Origin of the sequence: Pseudomonas putida (genome assembly GCF_028682475.1) — a bacterium.
Classification (GTDB): Bacteria; Pseudomonadota; Gammaproteobacteria; order Pseudomonadales; family Pseudomonadaceae; genus Aquipseudomonas; species Aquipseudomonas putida_AG.
This window is the reverse complement of record NZ_JANHLE010000005.1, coordinates 140294-155926: the sequence shown is the minus strand read 5'-3', so window position 1 is coordinate 155926 and position 15633 is coordinate 140294. Positions and strand designations below refer to the sequence as shown.

Genomic DNA, 15633 nt, shown 5'->3' with positions numbered 1-15633 from the left:
TCGCCTTCGGGTTTCGATAACAACAACAAAAGAGACACGCCACATGCGAGCCATCGATATCAATGGCCTGATCGATCAGGCGAAGTTCAATACCTTCCACTGGCGTGTGCTGTTCTGGTGCGCGCTGATCATCATCTTCGACGGATACGACCTGGTTATTTATGGCGTGGTGTTGCCGGCGCTGATGCAGGAGTGGGGCATGACCCCGTTGCAGGCCGGGGCCCTGGGCAGCTACGCGCTGTTCGGCATGATGTTCGGCGCTTTGGTGTTCGGGCCGTTGTCCGACCGCATCGGCCGCAAGAAGGCCATCATGATCTGCGTGATCCTTTTCAGCGGCTTCACCGTACTCAACGGCTTCGCCCGCAACCCGACAGAGTTCGGTATCTGCCGCTTCCTGGCGGGCCTGGGGATCGGCGGGGTGATGCCCAACGTCGTGGCGCTGATGAACGAGTACGCCCCCAAGCGCATGCGCAGCACCCTGGTGGCGATCATGTTCAGCGGTTACTCGGTGGGCGGCATGCTCTCGGCCGGTCTGGGGATCGTGTTGTTGCCGGCATTCGGTTGGCAGTCAGTGTTCTACGTCGCCGTCATTCCCTTGCTGCTGTTGCCGTTGATTCTGCGTTTCCTGCCGGAGTCCCTGGGTTTTCTGGTGCGTCAGGGACGCACCGAGCAGGCCAGCCAATTGCTGCAGCGGGTCGAGCCCAGCTATCGGCCACAAGCCGGCGACCGTCTGGAAGTGGTCACTGGCGTCGAGGCCGGTGGCTCGGTACCGCAGCTGTTTCGTGAAGGCCGGGCGCTGAGCACCTTGATGCTCTGGGTCGCATTCTTCTGCTGCCTGCTGATGGTCTACGCCCTCAATTCGTGGCTGCCAAAACTGATGAACAATGCTGGGTACGGCCTGGGATCGAGCCTGGCTTTCCTGCTGGTGCTCAACTTTGGAGCGATTTTCGGTGCTGTGGGCGGTGGCTGGATTGGCGATCGCCTCAAGCTCGACCGCGTGCTGGTGGTGTTCTTCGCGCTGGCGGCGTTGTCGATCAGCCTGCTGGGCTTCAAGAGCCCGACACCGGTGCTGTACCTGCTGATCGCAATTGCCGGGGCGACCACCATCGGCACCCAGATCCTCGCTTATGCCTGCGTCGCCCAGTTCTATCCGATGGGCATCCGCTCCACGGGGCTGGGTTGGGCTTCGGGTATCGGTCGTAGCGGGGCAATCGTCGGACCGATCCTCGGCGGCCTGCTGTTGGGTATTCAGTTGCCGCTGGCGCTGAATTTCATGGCCTTTGCTGTGCCTGGCGCGGTAGCGGCGGTGGCAATGATGGTGTTTGCCAGCCGCAGTTCGGCCAAGGGCATGGCGCCGCTGCAATCAGCGGCCTAGCCAGCAATCGTGTAGATCCAATCGCTGGCAAGGCCAGCTCCCACAAAGTCTGGTGCATGCAATACCTGTGGGAGCTGGCTTTGCCAGCGATGCGGACACCGCAGTTCTCAAGTCAAAAACAACAATAAAAAGAGCACGTCATCATGAACAACCTCCGTCCAATCGGGTTGCTGTCTTTGTTCGCCCTGAGTTTCACCGCCCAGGCCGCCGAACCTGACTTTTTCAAGGACGCCACGGCCACCCTGCAAGCGCGCAACTACTACTTCAGCCGTGATTTTTCCGGCATCGTTGGCGCCAACCAGCAGTCCAAGGCCGAGGAGTGGGGGCAGGGCTTTATCCTCAACTTCAAATCTGGCTACACCCCGGGACCGATAGGCGTTGGTGTCGATGCCATCGGCCTGCTCGGTCTCAAGCTCGACAGCAGCCCGGACCGGACCGGCACCGGACTGCTGCCGGTGCAGGATGACGGCCGCGCGGCGGATGAATACAGCCGTGCAGGGGCGACCTTGAAGCTGCGCTATTCGAAGACCGAACTGAAAGTCGGCGAACTGCAAACCAACTTGCCGATCCTCCAGTACAACGACTCGCGCCTGCTGCCGCCGACCTATCAGGGCGCGAGCATCAGTTCGGCGGAAATCAGCGGCCTGACCCTGCAAGCAGGGCACCTGAGTTCTACCAGCCTGCGCAACGAAGCCGGCGATGAAAAGCTGATCGCCATGCTCGGCCACCTGCCGCAGCGTCAGGCTGACAGCGATGCGTTCAACTTTGCCGGTGGTGATTACAGCTTCAACGCCAACCGCAGCACCCTGAGCCTCTGGTATGGCCGTCTGGAGGACATCTACCAACAGGGCTTTGTCGGCCTCAAGCACAGCCAGCCGGTAGGTGATTGGGTGCTGGGCGCCAACCTCGGCTACTTCAGCGCCAAGGAGCAGGGCGAAAGCCGCATTGGCGATATCGACAACCAGGCGTTCTATTCGCTGCTGTCGGCCAAGCGCGGCGGGCATACGTTCAGCGTCGGCTACCAGGGTATCTATGGTGAAAACGCGTTTCCGCGTGTGTTTCCTAATATTTCACCGCTCGGCAACGAGGTACCGACCTATGAGTTCTCGTACGCCGATGAGCGCTCATGGCAGGTACGGTATGACTACGACTTCGTGGCCATGGGAGTTCCCGGGCTGACGACAACCGTGCGCTATCTGAAAGGCAACAACGTCGATACCGGGCTTGGGTTCGAGGGTAAGGAGCACGAGCGCGATCTGGACATCGGCTATGCGGTGCAGAGCGGGGTGTTGAAGGGACTGGGGGTGCGTTTGCGCAATGCGATGGCGCGGTCCAACTACCGTTCGGATATCGATGAGAACCGGGTGATCCTGACGTACACCTGGACGTTGTTGTAAGCCCGCGATGCTTTTGGAAACACACCGTCCATCCACGGATTGGTCGAAAACCCAAGCTATCGCTTAGACTGCCAGGATAACTACAACGAGTATCCTGGTATGGAGAGTCGCCTGCTCAGTGAGCGCAGCCGGGTTTTCGATCGTGCCGATCCTTATGCCGTGTCGACCTACGTCAATCAGCATGTGGGAGTGCATAACATCCGCCTGCCGCGTTACGGGCATCCAGAGGCGTGCCTCGATCATCGCAAGTTCGCCAGTCTTGATCTGTGCCGGATCAGCTACGGTGGCGAAGTACGGGTGATGTCGCCGGCCCTGGAAAACGTCTTTCACCTGCAGATCCTGCTGCGTGGCCATTGCCTGTGGCGGCGCGGCCGGTCCGAGCGTTTGCTCGGTCCTGGCGAGTTGCTGCTGATCAACCCGGACGAGCCGGTCGATCTTGCCTATTCGGCCGATTGCGAAAAATTCATTCTCAAGCTGCCCAACCGCTTGCTGGAAAGTGTCTGCGATGAACAGCGCTGGCAGCGTCCCGGCGAAGGCGTGCGCTTTCTCCAGAGCCATTACCAGTTGCTGGCGCTGGAAGGTTTCGCCGGCTTGCTGGCCATGGTCTGTCATGAAGCCGAAGCCAGTGAGCCGCTGTTACGGGTGCAGGAGCATTACAGCCAGATCGTCGCCAGCAAGCTGCTCACCTTGATGCCGACCAACGTCAGCCGTGAAGCACTGACCAGCCAGGCGGTGACCTTCGACCGGATTGCCGGTTACATTGAAGGCAACCTCAAACTGGATATCAGCAGTGAACAACTGGCGCGCCAGGCCAGCATGAGCCTGCGTTCGTTGTATGCGCTGTTCGAGCGCAACGCCGGCACCACGCCGAAAATCTACATCCGCCAAAAGAAGCTCGAGCGCATCCACACCAGCCTTGCCGACCCCAACTGCCCGGTGCGCAGCATCACCGAACTGGCCATGGATTACGGCTTCGTCCATCTGGGCCGTTTCTCGGAAAACTACAAGTCGCTGTTCGGCGAACTGCCCTCCGATACCCTCAAGCGTCGTTCCTGACACTTTGCAGAAAACGGATAAAGGTCTGCACAAAGCGGATATTTGCCGTGCCCCTCGCTCCCTAACCTGACATGGCCTGACCACAATAACAACGGAGGCCCCGGCCATGTCCCTGGGATTCGATTACCTTAATTCCCTGCTTGAAGAAGATCAGGAGAAGGGCGTCTTTCGCTGCAAGCGCGAGATGTTCACCGACCCCCGTCTGTTCGATCTTGAGATGAAACACATTTTCGAGGGTAACTGGCTGTACCTTGCCCACGAGAGCCAGATTCCGGAAAAGAACGACTTCCTCACCACCACCATGGGGCGCCAGCCGATCTTCATCGCGCGCAACAAGGATGGGGTGCTCAATGCCTTCCTCAATGCCTGCAGCCACCGCGGTGCGATGCTCTGCCGGCACAAGAGCGGGAACCGCTCGTCCTACACCTGCCCGTTCCACGGCTGGACTTTCAACAATTCCGGCAAGCTGCTCAAGGTCAAGGATCCGGTCGATGCCGGCTACCCGGCGAGCTTCAACTGCGAAGGCTCCCATGACCTGACCAAGGTTGCGCGGTTCGAGTCCTATCGCGGTTTCCTGTTCGGCAGCCTGAACCCGGACGTCGTACCGCTGGTCGAGCACCTGGGCGAGTCGGCAAAGATCATCGACATGATCGTCGATCAGTCGCCGGAAGGCCTGGAAGTGCTGCGCGGTTCGTCCTCCTACATCTACGAAGGCAACTGGAAGCTGACCGCCGAGAACGGCGCCGACGGCTACCACGTCAGTGCCGTGCACTGGAACTACGCCGCCACCCAGAACCAGCGCAAGCAGCGCGAGGCGGGCAGTGAAGTGAAAACCATGAGCGCTGGCGGCTGGGCCAAGAGCGGTGGTGGTTTCTACTCCTTCGACAAAGGTCACCTGCTGCTCTGGACCCGTTGGGCTAACCCTGAAGACCGTCCGCTGTTCGAGCGCCGCGATGAGCTGGCCGCCGACTTCGGCCAGGCCCGCGCCAACTGGATGATCGAGAACTCGCGCAACCTGTGCCTGTACCCGAACGTGTACCTGATGGACCAGTTCAGCTCGCAGATCCGTATCGCCCGGCCGATCGCCGTGGACAAGACCGAGATCACCATCTACTGCATCGCGCCCAAAGGCGAGAGCGATGAAGCGCGTGCCCAGCGTATCCGCCAGTACGAAGACTTCTTCAACGTCAGTGGCATGGCCACGCCGGACGACCTCGAAGAGTTCCGTTCGTGCCAGATGGGTTACCAGGGCGGACGTGGCTGGAACGACATGTCACGTGGCGCCACCCATTGGGTCGACGGTGCCGATGCCGCTGCGCAGGAAATCGATCTGCATCCGCAAATGAGCGGTGTGCGTACCGAAGACGAAGGCCTGTTCGTGCTGCAACACAAGTACTGGCAGGAAACCATGCTCAAGGCCCTCGCCGACGAGCAACAGCTGATCCCCGTGGAGGCCGTGCAATGAGCATTTCCTTCGAGCAAGTGCGCGACTTCCTCTACGAAGAAGCGCGTTACCTGGACGACAGCCAATGGGACAACTGGCTGGAGTGCTACGCCGCCGACGCCACCTTCTGGATGCCGGCCTGGGACGACAACGACCAGCTCACCGAAGACCCGCAACGGGAAATCTCGCTGATCTGGTACGGCAACCGAGGCGGTCTGGAAGACCGCGTGTTCCGGATCAAGACCGAACGCTCTAGTGCGACCATGCCCGACACCCGGACCTCGCACAACATCAGCAACATCGAACTGCTGGAACAGAACGATGGCGTCTGCAAGGTGCGCTTCAACTGGCACACCCTGAGCTTTCGCTACAAGACAGTGGACAGTCACTTCGGCACCAGCTTCTACACCCTTGATGTGCGCGGCGAACGGCCGCTGATCAAGGCCAAGAAGGTCGTGCTCAAGAACGACTACGTGCGTCAGGTCATCGACGTTTACCACATCTGAATCCAGCTTTTCTGCGAGGTGTGCCATGCACAAGATCGCCTTGAATTTCGAAGACGGGGTTACCCGTTTCATTGACGCCACTGCTGACGAAACCGTGGCTGATGCCGCCTACCGCCAGGGCATCAACATCCCGCTGGACTGCCGTGATGGCGCCTGCGGTACCTGCAAGTGCTTTGCCGAGGCCGGTCGTTACGACCTGGGCCAGGAATACATCGAAGATGCCTTGAGCGAAGAAGAAGCTGCCCAGGGTTATGTGCTGACCTGCCAGATGCGCGCCGAAAGCGATTGCGTAGTGCGCATTCCAGCCTCGTCGCAGGTGTGCAAGACCGAGCAGTCCAGCTACCAGGCCAGCATCAGTGCGGTACGCCAGCTGTCCGACAGCACCATTGCCCTGTCCATCAAGGGCGATGCCTTGAGCCGACTGGCCTTCCTGCCCGGGCAGTACGTCAACCTTGGCGTGCCCGGCAGCGAGCAGACCCGCGCTTACTCCTTCAGCTCGCTGCAGAAGGATGGCGAGGTCAGCTTCCTGATCCGCAACGTGCCGGGCGGGCTGATGAGCAGCTTCCTCACCGGTCTCGCCAAGGCTGGCGACAGCATGACCCTGGCCGGTCCGTTGGGCAGTTTCTACCTGCGCGAAATCCGTCGTCCGTTGCTGCTGCTGGCCGGTGGTACCGGGCTGGCGCCGTTTACGGCGATGCTGGAGAAGATCGCCGAAGAAGGCAGCGAGCATCCGCTGCACTTGATCTACGGCGTGACCAACGACTTCGATCTGGTTGAGCTTGATCGCCTGCAAGCGCTGGCTGCACGCATCCCCAACTTCAGCTACAGCGCCTGCGTGGCCAACCCCGAGAGCCAGCACCCGCTCAAGGGTTACGTCACCCAGCACATCGAACCGCGTCATCTCAACGACGGCGATGTCGACGTGTACCTGTGCGGCCCGCCGCCGATGGTCGAAGCGGTCAGCCATTACATCCGCGAACAGGGCATCACCCCGGCGAACTTCTACTACGAAAAATTCGCCGCCGCCGCTGCCTGAAGCCGTTTTTATGGGGCCGGCCGCATCGTGCGGGTACGGTCGGCCCCTTTTTTATTCGAGGTTGTCATGAACAACAGATTCGACAACAAGGTCGCGCTGGTTACCGGCGCGGCGCAGGGCATCGGTCGCCGGCTGTGCGAGCGCTTGCTCGAAGAGGGCGCGACCCTGGTGGCGGTGGACCGCTCCGAGCTGGTCCACGAGCTGCAAGGCGAAGGCGTACTGACCCTGACCGCAGACCTGGAGCAATACGGCGATTGCAACCGGGTGATGGCGGCAGCGGTAGAGCGTTTTGGCCGCCTCGACGTGCTGGTCAACAACGTTGGCGGCACCATCTGGGCCAAACCTTTCGAGCACTACGAAGCAGCACAGATCGAAGCGGAAGTGCGCCGTTCATTGTTCCCTACCTTGTGGTGCTGCCATGCGGCATTGCCCTACATGCTTGCGCAGGGCAGCGGTGCCATCGTCAACGTTTCCTCGATCGCCACGCGCAGCGTCAACCGCGTTCCCTATGGCGCTGCCAAAGGCGGGGTGAATGCACTGACCGCTTGCCTGGCCTTCGAAACCGCCGGTCGCGGTGTGCGGGTCAACGCCACGGCGCCCGGTGGCACCGAAGCACCGCCACGCCGGGTGCCACGCAACAGCGCCGAGCAGAGCAGCGACGAGAAAGTCTGGTACCAGCAGATCGTTGACCAGACCCTCGACAGCAGCCTGATGAAACGCTACGGCAACCTCGATGAGCAGGTTGGCGCGATCCTCTTTCTGGCCTCCGACGAGGCTTCCTACATCACCGGCACGGTGTTGCCGGTTGGCGGCGGCGACCTCGGCTGAGCGCCCCTGGAGATCTCGATGAGTCATCCTTTGATTGAACGCATCTCGACGCTGATCGTCGACCTGCCCACCATTCGCCCGCACAAGCTGGCGATGCACACCATGCAGAAGCAGACCCTGGTGATCATCCGTCTGCAGTGTTCGGATGGCATCGAAGGCCTCGGTGAGTCGACCACCATCGGTGGTCTGGCCTACGGCAACGAAAGCCCGGAAAGCATCAAGCGGAACATCGACAGCTACTTTGCGCCGCTGCTGATCGGCCAGGATGCCAGCAACATCAATGCCGCCATGCAGCGCCTGGACAAGGTCATCAAGGGCAACACCTTTGCCCGTTCCGGGATCGAGAGCGCGTTGCTCGATGCCCAGGGTAAACGCCAGGGCCTGGCCGTCAGCGAACTGCTCGGCGGACGGGTGCGCGACAGCCTGGAAGTGGCCTGGACCCTGGCCAGCGGCGACACCGCCCGCGACATCGCCGAGGCCGAGCAGATGCTCGACCTGCGTCGTCACCGTATCTTCAAATTGAAGATCGGCGCCAATGAAGTCGCCCATGACCTTCGCCATGTGGTCGCGATCAAACACGCCCTCGGCGAGCGCGCCAGCGTGCGGGTCGACGTCAATCAGTACTGGGACGAATCGCAGGCGATTCGCGCCTGCCAGGTGCTGGGCGATAACGGTATCGACCTGATCGAGCAGCCGATCTCGCGCATCAACCGTGCCGGCCAGGTGCGTCTGAACCAGCGCAGCCCGGCGCCGATCATGGCCGATGAATCCATCGAAAGCGTTGAAGACGCCTTCAGCCTGGCCGCCGACGGCGCCGCCAGCATCTTTGCCCTGAAGATCGCCAAGAACGGTGGTCCGCGTGCCGTGTTGCGCACCGCGCAGATCGCCGAAGCCGCCGGCATCGCTCTGTACGGCGGGACCATGCTCGAAGGGTCGATCGGCACCCTGGCCGCTGCCCATGCCTTCGTCACCCTGAACCAGCTGACCTGGCACACCGAGCTGTTCGGCCCGCTGCTGCTGACCGAAGAGATCGTTAACGAAGCGCCGGTGTATCGCGACTTCGCCCTGCATGTACCCCGTACCCCGGGCCTGGGCCTGACCCTGGACGAAGAGCGCCTGGCGTTCTTCAGCCGCAAATAAGGAGAGATGCCATGTTGTTCCACGTGAAAATGACCGTGAACCTGCCCCTGGACATGGACCCGGCCAAAGCCGCACAGCTCAAGGCCGACGAAAAGGAACTGGCCCAGCGTCTGCAGCGTGACGGCAGCTGGCGCCACCTGTGGCGCATTGCTGGGCACTACGCCAACTACAGCGTGTTCGACCTGCCCAGCGTCGAGGCGCTGCACGACACCCTGATGCAGCTGCCGCTGTTCCCCTACATGGACATCGAAATCGATGGCCTGTGCCGCCACCCGTCATCGATCCACAGCGACGACCGTTGAACGCCAAACGCCGATAACAACAATTCGAGGTACCTATCATGACCGTGAAGATTGCTCACACTGCCGATGTCCAGAAATTCTTCGAAGAAGTCAGTGGCCTGAACAATGACCTGGGTAACCCGCGCATGAAGCTGGTGACCAACCGCATCGTCAACGACGTGGCCCGCATCATCGAAGACCTGCAAGTCACCCCTGATGAATTCTGGAAGGCGGTGGATTACCTCAACCGCCTAGGTTCGCGCCAGGAAGCCGGCCTGCTGGTGGCCGGGCTGGGCGTTGAACACTACCTGGACCTGCAACTGGACGCCCAGGATGCCGAAGCCGGGATCAGCGGCGGCACCCCGCGCACCATCGAAGGGCCGCTGTATGTCGCGGGCGCACCGATGGCCGAAGGCGAAGTGCGGATGGACGACGGCCAGGATCCGGGCACCGTGATGTTCCTCCAGGGCCGTGTCCTGGACGAGCAGGGCCAGCCGGTGGCTGGCGCTGTGGTCGATCTGTGGCATGCCAATACCCAGGGCACTTACTCGTACTTCGACAGCACCCAGTCGGACTACAACCTGCGCCGGCGCATCGTCACCGATGCCGAAGGCCGTTACCGCGCGCGCAGCATCGTGCCGTCGGGCTACGGCTGCCCTGCCGACGGACCGACCCAGGAAGTGCTCGATCAGCTGGGTCGTCACGGCAATCGTCCGGCGCATATCCACTTCTTCATTTCTGCGCCGGGTTATCGTCACCTGACCACCCAGATCAACCTGGCGGGTGATCAGTACCTGTGGGACGACTTCGCTTATGCCACTCGTGATGGTCTGATCGGCGAGCTGCGTTTTGTCGAGGATGCGGCGGCAGCCGATGCCCGTGGTGTAGAAGGGCGTTTTGCCGAGATGGACTTCGACTTCCAGCTGCTCACTGCACCCAAGCCTGCGAGCGAAGAACGCAGCAAGCGGCCGCGGGCGTTGCAAGACGCTTGAGGACTGGGTTGAATTGATCGCGGGGCAAGCCCGCTCCCACAGGTAACAAGCCTGTGGGAGCGGGCTTGCCCCGCGATGCTTTCAAGAAGCCACTCACTGGACAAGCCAATGAAAACAATACTCCAGGACTTCTCCCTTTCTGCCTTGGTCGCCGGCTTCATCGCCACCCTGATTTCCTACGCTGGCCCCTTGGTGATCATCTTCCAGGCCGCCCACAGCGCACAGCTGTCGGCGGCTGAACTGTCTTCGTGGGTCTGGGCCATTTCCATTGGCAGCGGTGTGCTCGGCGTGGTGCTCAGCCTGCGCTTCAAGGTGCCGTTGGTGATTGCCTGGTCGGCACCGGGTTCGGCCCTGCTGGTGGCGCTGTTGCCGGATATCGCCTTTGCCGAAGCGGTCGGTGCCTACATTGTCGCCAACCTGGTGATCTTGCTCGTCGGCCTGTCGGGCGCCTTTGACCGCATCGTCGGCAAGCTGCCACCCGCCATCTCCGCAGCGATGCTCGCGGGCATTCTGTTCAGCTTCGGTACCGGCTTGTTCACCTCGCTGAAATCGCAACCGCTGCTGGTGCTGTCGATGTTTGTCAGCTACCTGGTGTTCAAGCGTATCGCCCCGCGTTACGCGGTACTGGCCGTGCTGGTGTGCGGGGTGAGCATTGCCGTGTTCAGCGGCGAAATGAACAGCTCGGCGCTGGTGGTGGGCTTGGCCACACCGGTGTGGACCACGCCGGTGTTCAGCTGGAATGCGCTGTTGAGCATCAGCCTGCCGTTGGTGATGGTGGCGCTGACCGGGCAGTTCGTGCCGGGTATCGCCGTGCTGCGCAACGACGGCTATCGAACCCCGGCGAGCCCGATCATCGCCAGCAATGCGCTGACCAGCCTGATCCTCGCGCCGTTCGGTTGCCATGGCTTGAACCTGGCGGCGATCACGGCGGCCATCTGCACCGGCCGCGAAGCGCATGACGATCCGCGCAAACGCTATTGGGCGGGTGTCTGCGGGGGCGTGTTGTATTTGCTGTTGGGCGTGTTCGGGGCGACGCTGGTGTCGCTGTTCACTGCGTTCCCCGCTGCCTTGATTGCGGCGCTGGCCGGGCTGGCGTTGTTTGGTGCCATTGGTGGGGCACTGGCCGGTGCGATGAGTGTCCCGAGTGATCGCGAGGCAGCGTTGATCACCTTTCTGGTGACGGCCTCGGGCATGTCGTTTCTGGGTTTGTCGGCAGCTTTCTGGGGGCTGATCTTCGGCTTGTTCGCACACCTGTTGCTGCACCTGCGGCGACCAGCGCCACAGGTGAGCAGGGCAGGGGTGCAGGCTGACTGAAGTCAGATCTGCATGGCCATGCCTTCGACGTTCATCGCCGCCTGACGCAAGGCTTCGGAACGGGTCGGGTGCGGGTGGCAGGTGAGGGCGATGTCTTCGGCGGACGCCGAGAACTCCATGGCCACGCAGAACTCGCCGATCATCTCGCTGACGCTCGGGCCGACCAGGTGCACGCCGAGCACCTCGTCGGTGTTGGCGTCGGCCAGGACCTTGGCGAAGCCTTCGGTCTCGTGGTTGATCTTCGCCCGGCTGTTGGCGGTGAAGGGGAACTTGCCGACCTTGTAGGCACGCCCTTCGGCCTTGAGCTGTTCTTCGGTCTTGCCGACGCTGGCCAGTTCCGGGCGGGTGTAGATCACCCCGGGGATAAGGTTGTAGTTGACCTCATGGGCCTTGCCGGCGATCCGCTCGATGCAGGCCACCGCTTCGTCTTCGGCCTTGTGCGCGAGCATCGGGCCGGAGGTGACGTCGCCGATGACCCAGATCCCCGGCACCGCTGAGCGGTGGTGCTCATTGGCGAGCATGCCGCGCTTGTCGGTTTCCAGGCCGACGTTTTCCAGGCCCAGGCCCTTGGTGTACGGACGACGGCCGATAGCCACCAGCACATAGTCCGCCTGCAGGCTTTCACTGGCACCGCCCGCGGCAGGCTCCAGGCTCAGGCTGACGCCATCGGCCGAGGCGGTGGCTTGAGTGACCTTGCTGCCCAGCTTGAAACTGATGCCTTGCTTGGCCAGCGCACGTTGCAGGGTCTTGGCGGTTTCTTCGTCGGTGCCCGGACAAATGCGGTCGAGGTATTCGATCACGGTGACCTGGCTACCCAGGCGCCGCCACACCGAACCCAACTCCAGGCCGATGACACCAGCGCCGATGACCACCAGGTGCTTGGGTACGCCGGGCAGCGACAGGGCGCCGGTGGAGTCGATGATGCGCTGGTTGTCGATGGTCACACCGGGCAGCGGGGTCGGTTCGGAGCCGGTGGCGATGACGATGTCCTTGGCCTGCAGTTCGGTGACACTGCCATCTTCGGCACTGACATTGACCCGGCCTGTGCCTGCGATCTGGCCCCAGCCTTTGATCCAGTCGACCTTGTTCTTGCGGAACAGGAACTCGATGCCCTTGGTCAGGCCCGTTACGCTTTCGTCTTTCTGCTTCATCATCTGGGCGAGATTCAGGGTCGGCTTGACCTCGATACCCAGGTTGGCGAACTCGCTGCCCGCCGCCGCTTCATACAGCTCTGAAGCATGCAGCAGTGCCTTGGACGGCATGCAACCGACATTCAGGCAGGTGCCGCCCAGGGTCGAGCGGCCTTCCACACAGGCCACGCTCAGGCCCAGCTGACCGGCACGGATGGCGGCGTTGTAGCCGCCGGGGCCGCCGCCGATGATCACTACATCATAGGTTTTCATTGTTGTACTCCAGGATGAAGAATCGACAATGGCGCCAAGATTAGTCTGCCGGGCGATTGATTGTATACAATTTATCGTGTGCTTCGATTTCCCCAAAAGGGTCTGGAATGGGGGCGAGCGCTTCAGGCCATGGTCGCGACAGGCTGAAACTTCCAACAGATGAACTACCCTTTGGCGGTGACGTCCGATGAAAAAGGGAGGTTCATTTCATGCTTGCGCAACTTCCATCTGTTCTGCAAAGCCTGCGATTGCCACTGCGTCTGAAACTGTGGGATGGTCATGAGTTCGATCTGGGGCCCAAGCCGCAGGTCACCATCCTGGTTAAAGACCCGCAGCTGATCACCCAGCTGACCCATCCAAGCCTGGACGAACTGGGCGCAGCCTTTGTCGAAGGCAAGCTGGAACTGGAAGGCACCATCGGTGAGGTGATCCGGGTTTGCGATGAGCTCAGCGAAGCCTTGCTCAAGCATGAAGTCGATGACCTGCCGGTGCGTAGCGAACACGACAAGGCGACTGACGCGGCAGCGATTTCCTATCACTACGACCTGTCCAACGCCTTCTACCAGCTGTGGCTGGATCAGGACATGGCCTATTCCTGCGCCTATTTCAAAACCGACCAGGACACCCTCGAGCAGGCCCAGCAAAACAAGTTCGAGCACCTGTGCCGCAAGCTGCGCTTGCAGAAGGGCGACTACCTGCTCGACGTCGGTTGCGGTTGGGGTGGTTTATCGCGCTTTGCTGCCCGGGAGTTTGGCGCCAAGGTGCTCGGCATCACGTTGAGCAAAGAACAGCTCAAGCTGGGTCGCCAGCGGGTCAAGGACGAAGGTCTGCAAAACCAGGTGAAGCTGCAGATTCTCGATTACCGCGACATTCCTCAGGATGGCCGTTTCGACAAGGTGGTCAGTGTCGGCATGTTCGAACACGTCGGCCATGCCAACCTGGCGCTGTACTGTCAGCGTCTGTTCGGGGCCGTGCGCGAAGGTGGCCTGGTGATGAACCACGGCATCACCGCCAAGCATGTGGACGGGCGTCCGGTCGGGCGAGGAGCAGGGAGTTTTATCGGGCGCTATGTGTTCCCTGAGGGCGAGCTGCCGCACCTGTCGATGATCGCGGCCAGCATCAGTCACGCTGGTCTTGAAATAGTCGATGTCGAAAGCTTGCGCCTGCACTACGCGCGCACGCTCAAGCACTGGAGCGATCGCCTGGAAAGCCAGTTACAAACAGCCTCGACGCTGGTGCCAGAGAAGGCCCTGCGCATCTGGCGCCTGTATCTGGCCGGCTGCTCCTACGCCTTCGCCAAGGGCTGGATCAACCTGCACCAGATCCTCGCGGTCAAACCCTTTGCCGACGGTCATCATGACCTGCCGCTGACCCGTGAGGACCTCTACCGCTAACGGTCAGAGAATCGGCGAAATCAGCCGGGCGATGCGCATCCCCAGTTGTTGCAGGCGATGGGTGTCCCGGCTGTCCTCGGCGCTGATCTCACGCGCCAGGGCGAAGTCATGAATGAGCATGGCTTCGACCTGATCGGCGAAGCCGCGGTCGATGGTCAACAGCATCACCTCGAAGTTCAGACGGAATGAGCGGTTGTCCAGATTGGCGCTGCCGATGGCGCTGATCTCGTTGTCGATCAGCACCACCTTCTGGTGCAGAAAGCCCGGCCCATAGCGGAACATCCTGACCCCGGCGCGCACTGCCTGGAAGGCGTAGAGGCTGGAGGCGGCATAGACGATGCGATGGTCCGCGCGCGAGGGCAAAAGGATCCGTACATCCACGCCGCGCAGGACGGCCAGGCGTAACGCGGCGGCCACCGCTTCATCGGGGATGAAGTAAGGACTGGTAATCCACAGCCGCTCTTTTGCCGAATGGATGGCTTCGACGAAGAACAGCGAGCAGGTTTCCTGCGGGTCGGCCGGACCGCTGGCCAGTACCTGACAGAGCACGCCGTCTTCGGGATAGGTGTCGGGCAGGATCAGCGGCGGCAGCTTGCGCGTAGCCCAGTACCAGTCTTCAGCGAAGGACTCCTGCAGGCAGGCGAGCACCGGGCCACTGACTTGCACATGGGTATCCCGCCAGGGCGAGAGCTTCGGTTTTTCGCCCAGGTACTCGTCGCCGACGTTGTGCCCGCCGAGAAAACCCTGCACGCCATCGACCACGACGATCTTGCGGTGGTTGCGAAAGTTGACCTGAAAGCGGTTGAACCAACCGCGGCGTGTGGCGAAAGCGCGGACATTCACTCCGCCGTCACGCAGCTTCTGGCTATAGCTGGCGGGCAGGGCGTGGCTGCCGACCCGGTCGTACAGCAGGTAGACCTTTACCCCTTCGGCGGCTTTCTTCAGCAGCAGGGTTTGCAAGGCGCGACCGAGCTTGTCGTCGTGGATGATGAAAAACTGCACCAGCACCGTGTCACGTGCTTGCTCAATGGCAGCGAAGATGGCGTCGAAGGTCGCCTTGCCGTCAATCAGCAGGCGCACCTGATTGTTCGCCAGGCATGGCATCCGGCCCAATCTGGGCATGGCCCGAAGTGCCCCATAGGACTCCGAGTTGCGTGCTGCCAGCGCCTCATCGACCCAGGGTCGCCAGTTCAGGTCGGCCATGGCCACATGCATTTCGTGGTTGGCCTGGCGCCGCGCATGGATGTAAGCGTCGAAGGTGCGGCTGCCGAACACCAGGTAGGGAATCAAGGTGAAGTAGGGGATGAACAGCAGCGACAAGGCCCAGGCAATTGAACCCTGGGCCGTGCGCACGGTGAGCACCGCATGCGTGGCGGCGATCGCACCGAGCAAGTGCAGGGCACCGATCAGGTAACCGAAGAAGTAGGGGCTGTGGTAATCCATACGCATCCTGCTGTCCGAAGGTAC

14 protein-coding genes are annotated in these 15633 nt (G+C 61.5%); 12 read left to right on the top strand and 2 right to left on the bottom strand.

Features of this window, described 5'->3' with window-relative positions:
* The first annotated feature begins 43 nt into the window (after window positions 1–43).
* The 11 genes from NPS47_RS06520 (at window position 44) to NPS47_RS06470 (ending at window position 11369) form a co-directional block, all read left to right on the top strand.
* Window positions 44–1375: an aromatic acid/H+ symport family MFS transporter gene (locus NPS47_RS06520; protein WP_274294204.1), complete on the top strand. Its 1332-nt coding sequence runs from the start codon at window positions 44–46 to the stop codon at window positions 1373–1375.
* A gap of 143 nt (window positions 1376–1518) precedes the next feature.
* Entirely contained in the window at window positions 1519–2772 is a 1254-nt protein-coding gene (locus NPS47_RS06515) for an OprD family porin (RefSeq protein WP_274294203.1), read from the top strand.
* A 99-nt stretch (window positions 2773–2871) separates the two neighbouring features.
* Window positions 2872–3828 (top strand): AraC family transcriptional regulator, encoded by a 957-nt coding sequence (locus NPS47_RS06510; RefSeq protein ID WP_274294202.1) that lies wholly within the window; start codon window positions 2872–2874, stop codon window positions 3826–3828.
* Between the two features lie 106 nt (window positions 3829–3934).
* Window positions 3935–5293, top strand: a complete 1359-nt coding sequence (gene benA, locus NPS47_RS06505; protein ID WP_191830439.1) for a benzoate 1,2-dioxygenase large subunit — start codon at window positions 3935–3937, stop codon at window positions 5291–5293.
* The gene (gene benB, locus NPS47_RS06500) at window positions 5290–5778 is read left to right on the top strand and encodes a benzoate 1,2-dioxygenase small subunit (RefSeq protein ID WP_038616069.1); all 489 of its coding nucleotides are present in this window, start codon (window positions 5290–5292) and stop codon (window positions 5776–5778) included. The genes benA and benB overlap by 4 nt, the downstream gene beginning before the upstream one ends.
* A gap of 25 nt (window positions 5779–5803) precedes the next feature.
* Window positions 5804–6814: a benzoate 1,2-dioxygenase electron transfer component BenC gene (gene benC / locus NPS47_RS06495; protein WP_274294201.1), complete on the top strand. Its 1011-nt coding sequence runs from the start codon at window positions 5804–5806 to the stop codon at window positions 6812–6814.
* A gap of 66 nt (window positions 6815–6880) precedes the next feature.
* The gene (locus NPS47_RS06490; protein ID WP_274294200.1) at window positions 6881–7642 is read left to right on the top strand and encodes a 1,6-dihydroxycyclohexa-2,4-diene-1-carboxylate dehydrogenase; all 762 of its coding nucleotides are present in this window, start codon (window positions 6881–6883) and stop codon (window positions 7640–7642) included.
* A gap of 18 nt (window positions 7643–7660) precedes the next feature.
* Window positions 7661–8782: a muconate cycloisomerase family protein gene (locus NPS47_RS06485; RefSeq protein ID WP_274294199.1), complete on the top strand. Its 1122-nt coding sequence runs from the start codon at window positions 7661–7663 to the stop codon at window positions 8780–8782.
* A gap of 11 nt (window positions 8783–8793) precedes the next feature.
* Window positions 8794–9084 (top strand): muconolactone Delta-isomerase, encoded by a 291-nt coding sequence (gene catC, locus NPS47_RS06480; protein WP_274294198.1) that lies wholly within the window; start codon window positions 8794–8796, stop codon window positions 9082–9084.
* 38 nt (window positions 9085–9122) lie between these two features.
* On the top strand, window positions 9123–10055 hold the full coding sequence (gene catA / locus NPS47_RS06475) for a catechol 1,2-dioxygenase (RefSeq protein ID WP_274294197.1): 933 nt from the start codon (window positions 9123–9125) through the stop codon (window positions 10053–10055).
* 108 nt (window positions 10056–10163) lie between these two features.
* Window positions 10164–11369 (top strand): benzoate/H(+) symporter BenE family transporter, encoded by a 1206-nt coding sequence (locus tag NPS47_RS06470; RefSeq protein WP_274294196.1) that lies wholly within the window; start codon window positions 10164–10166, stop codon window positions 11367–11369.
* Window positions 11370–11371: 2 nt separating this feature from the next.
* On the opposite strand, the gene lpdA is transcribed toward NPS47_RS06470, so the two are convergent.
* Window positions 11372–12772 carry a dihydrolipoyl dehydrogenase gene (lpdA, locus tag NPS47_RS06465; RefSeq protein ID WP_274294195.1) on the bottom strand — a complete coding sequence of 467 codons (1401 nt, stop codon included), beginning with the start codon at window positions 12770–12772 and terminating at the stop codon, window positions 11372–11374.
* A 209-nt stretch (window positions 12773–12981) separates the two neighbouring features.
* Here lpdA and cfaB point away from each other — a divergent pair, with 209 nt between their 5' ends.
* Window positions 12982–14166, top strand: a complete 1185-nt coding sequence (cfaB, locus tag NPS47_RS06460; protein ID WP_274294194.1) for a C17 cyclopropane fatty acid synthase CfaB — start codon at window positions 12982–12984, stop codon at window positions 14164–14166.
* 3 nt (window positions 14167–14169) lie between these two features.
* Here the strand turns inward: cfaB and cls are convergent, their stop codons facing one another.
* Entirely contained in the window at window positions 14170–15609 is a 1440-nt protein-coding gene (cls, locus tag NPS47_RS06455; protein ID WP_274294193.1) for a cardiolipin synthase, read from the bottom strand.
* Window positions 15610–15633 lie beyond the last annotated feature (24 nt).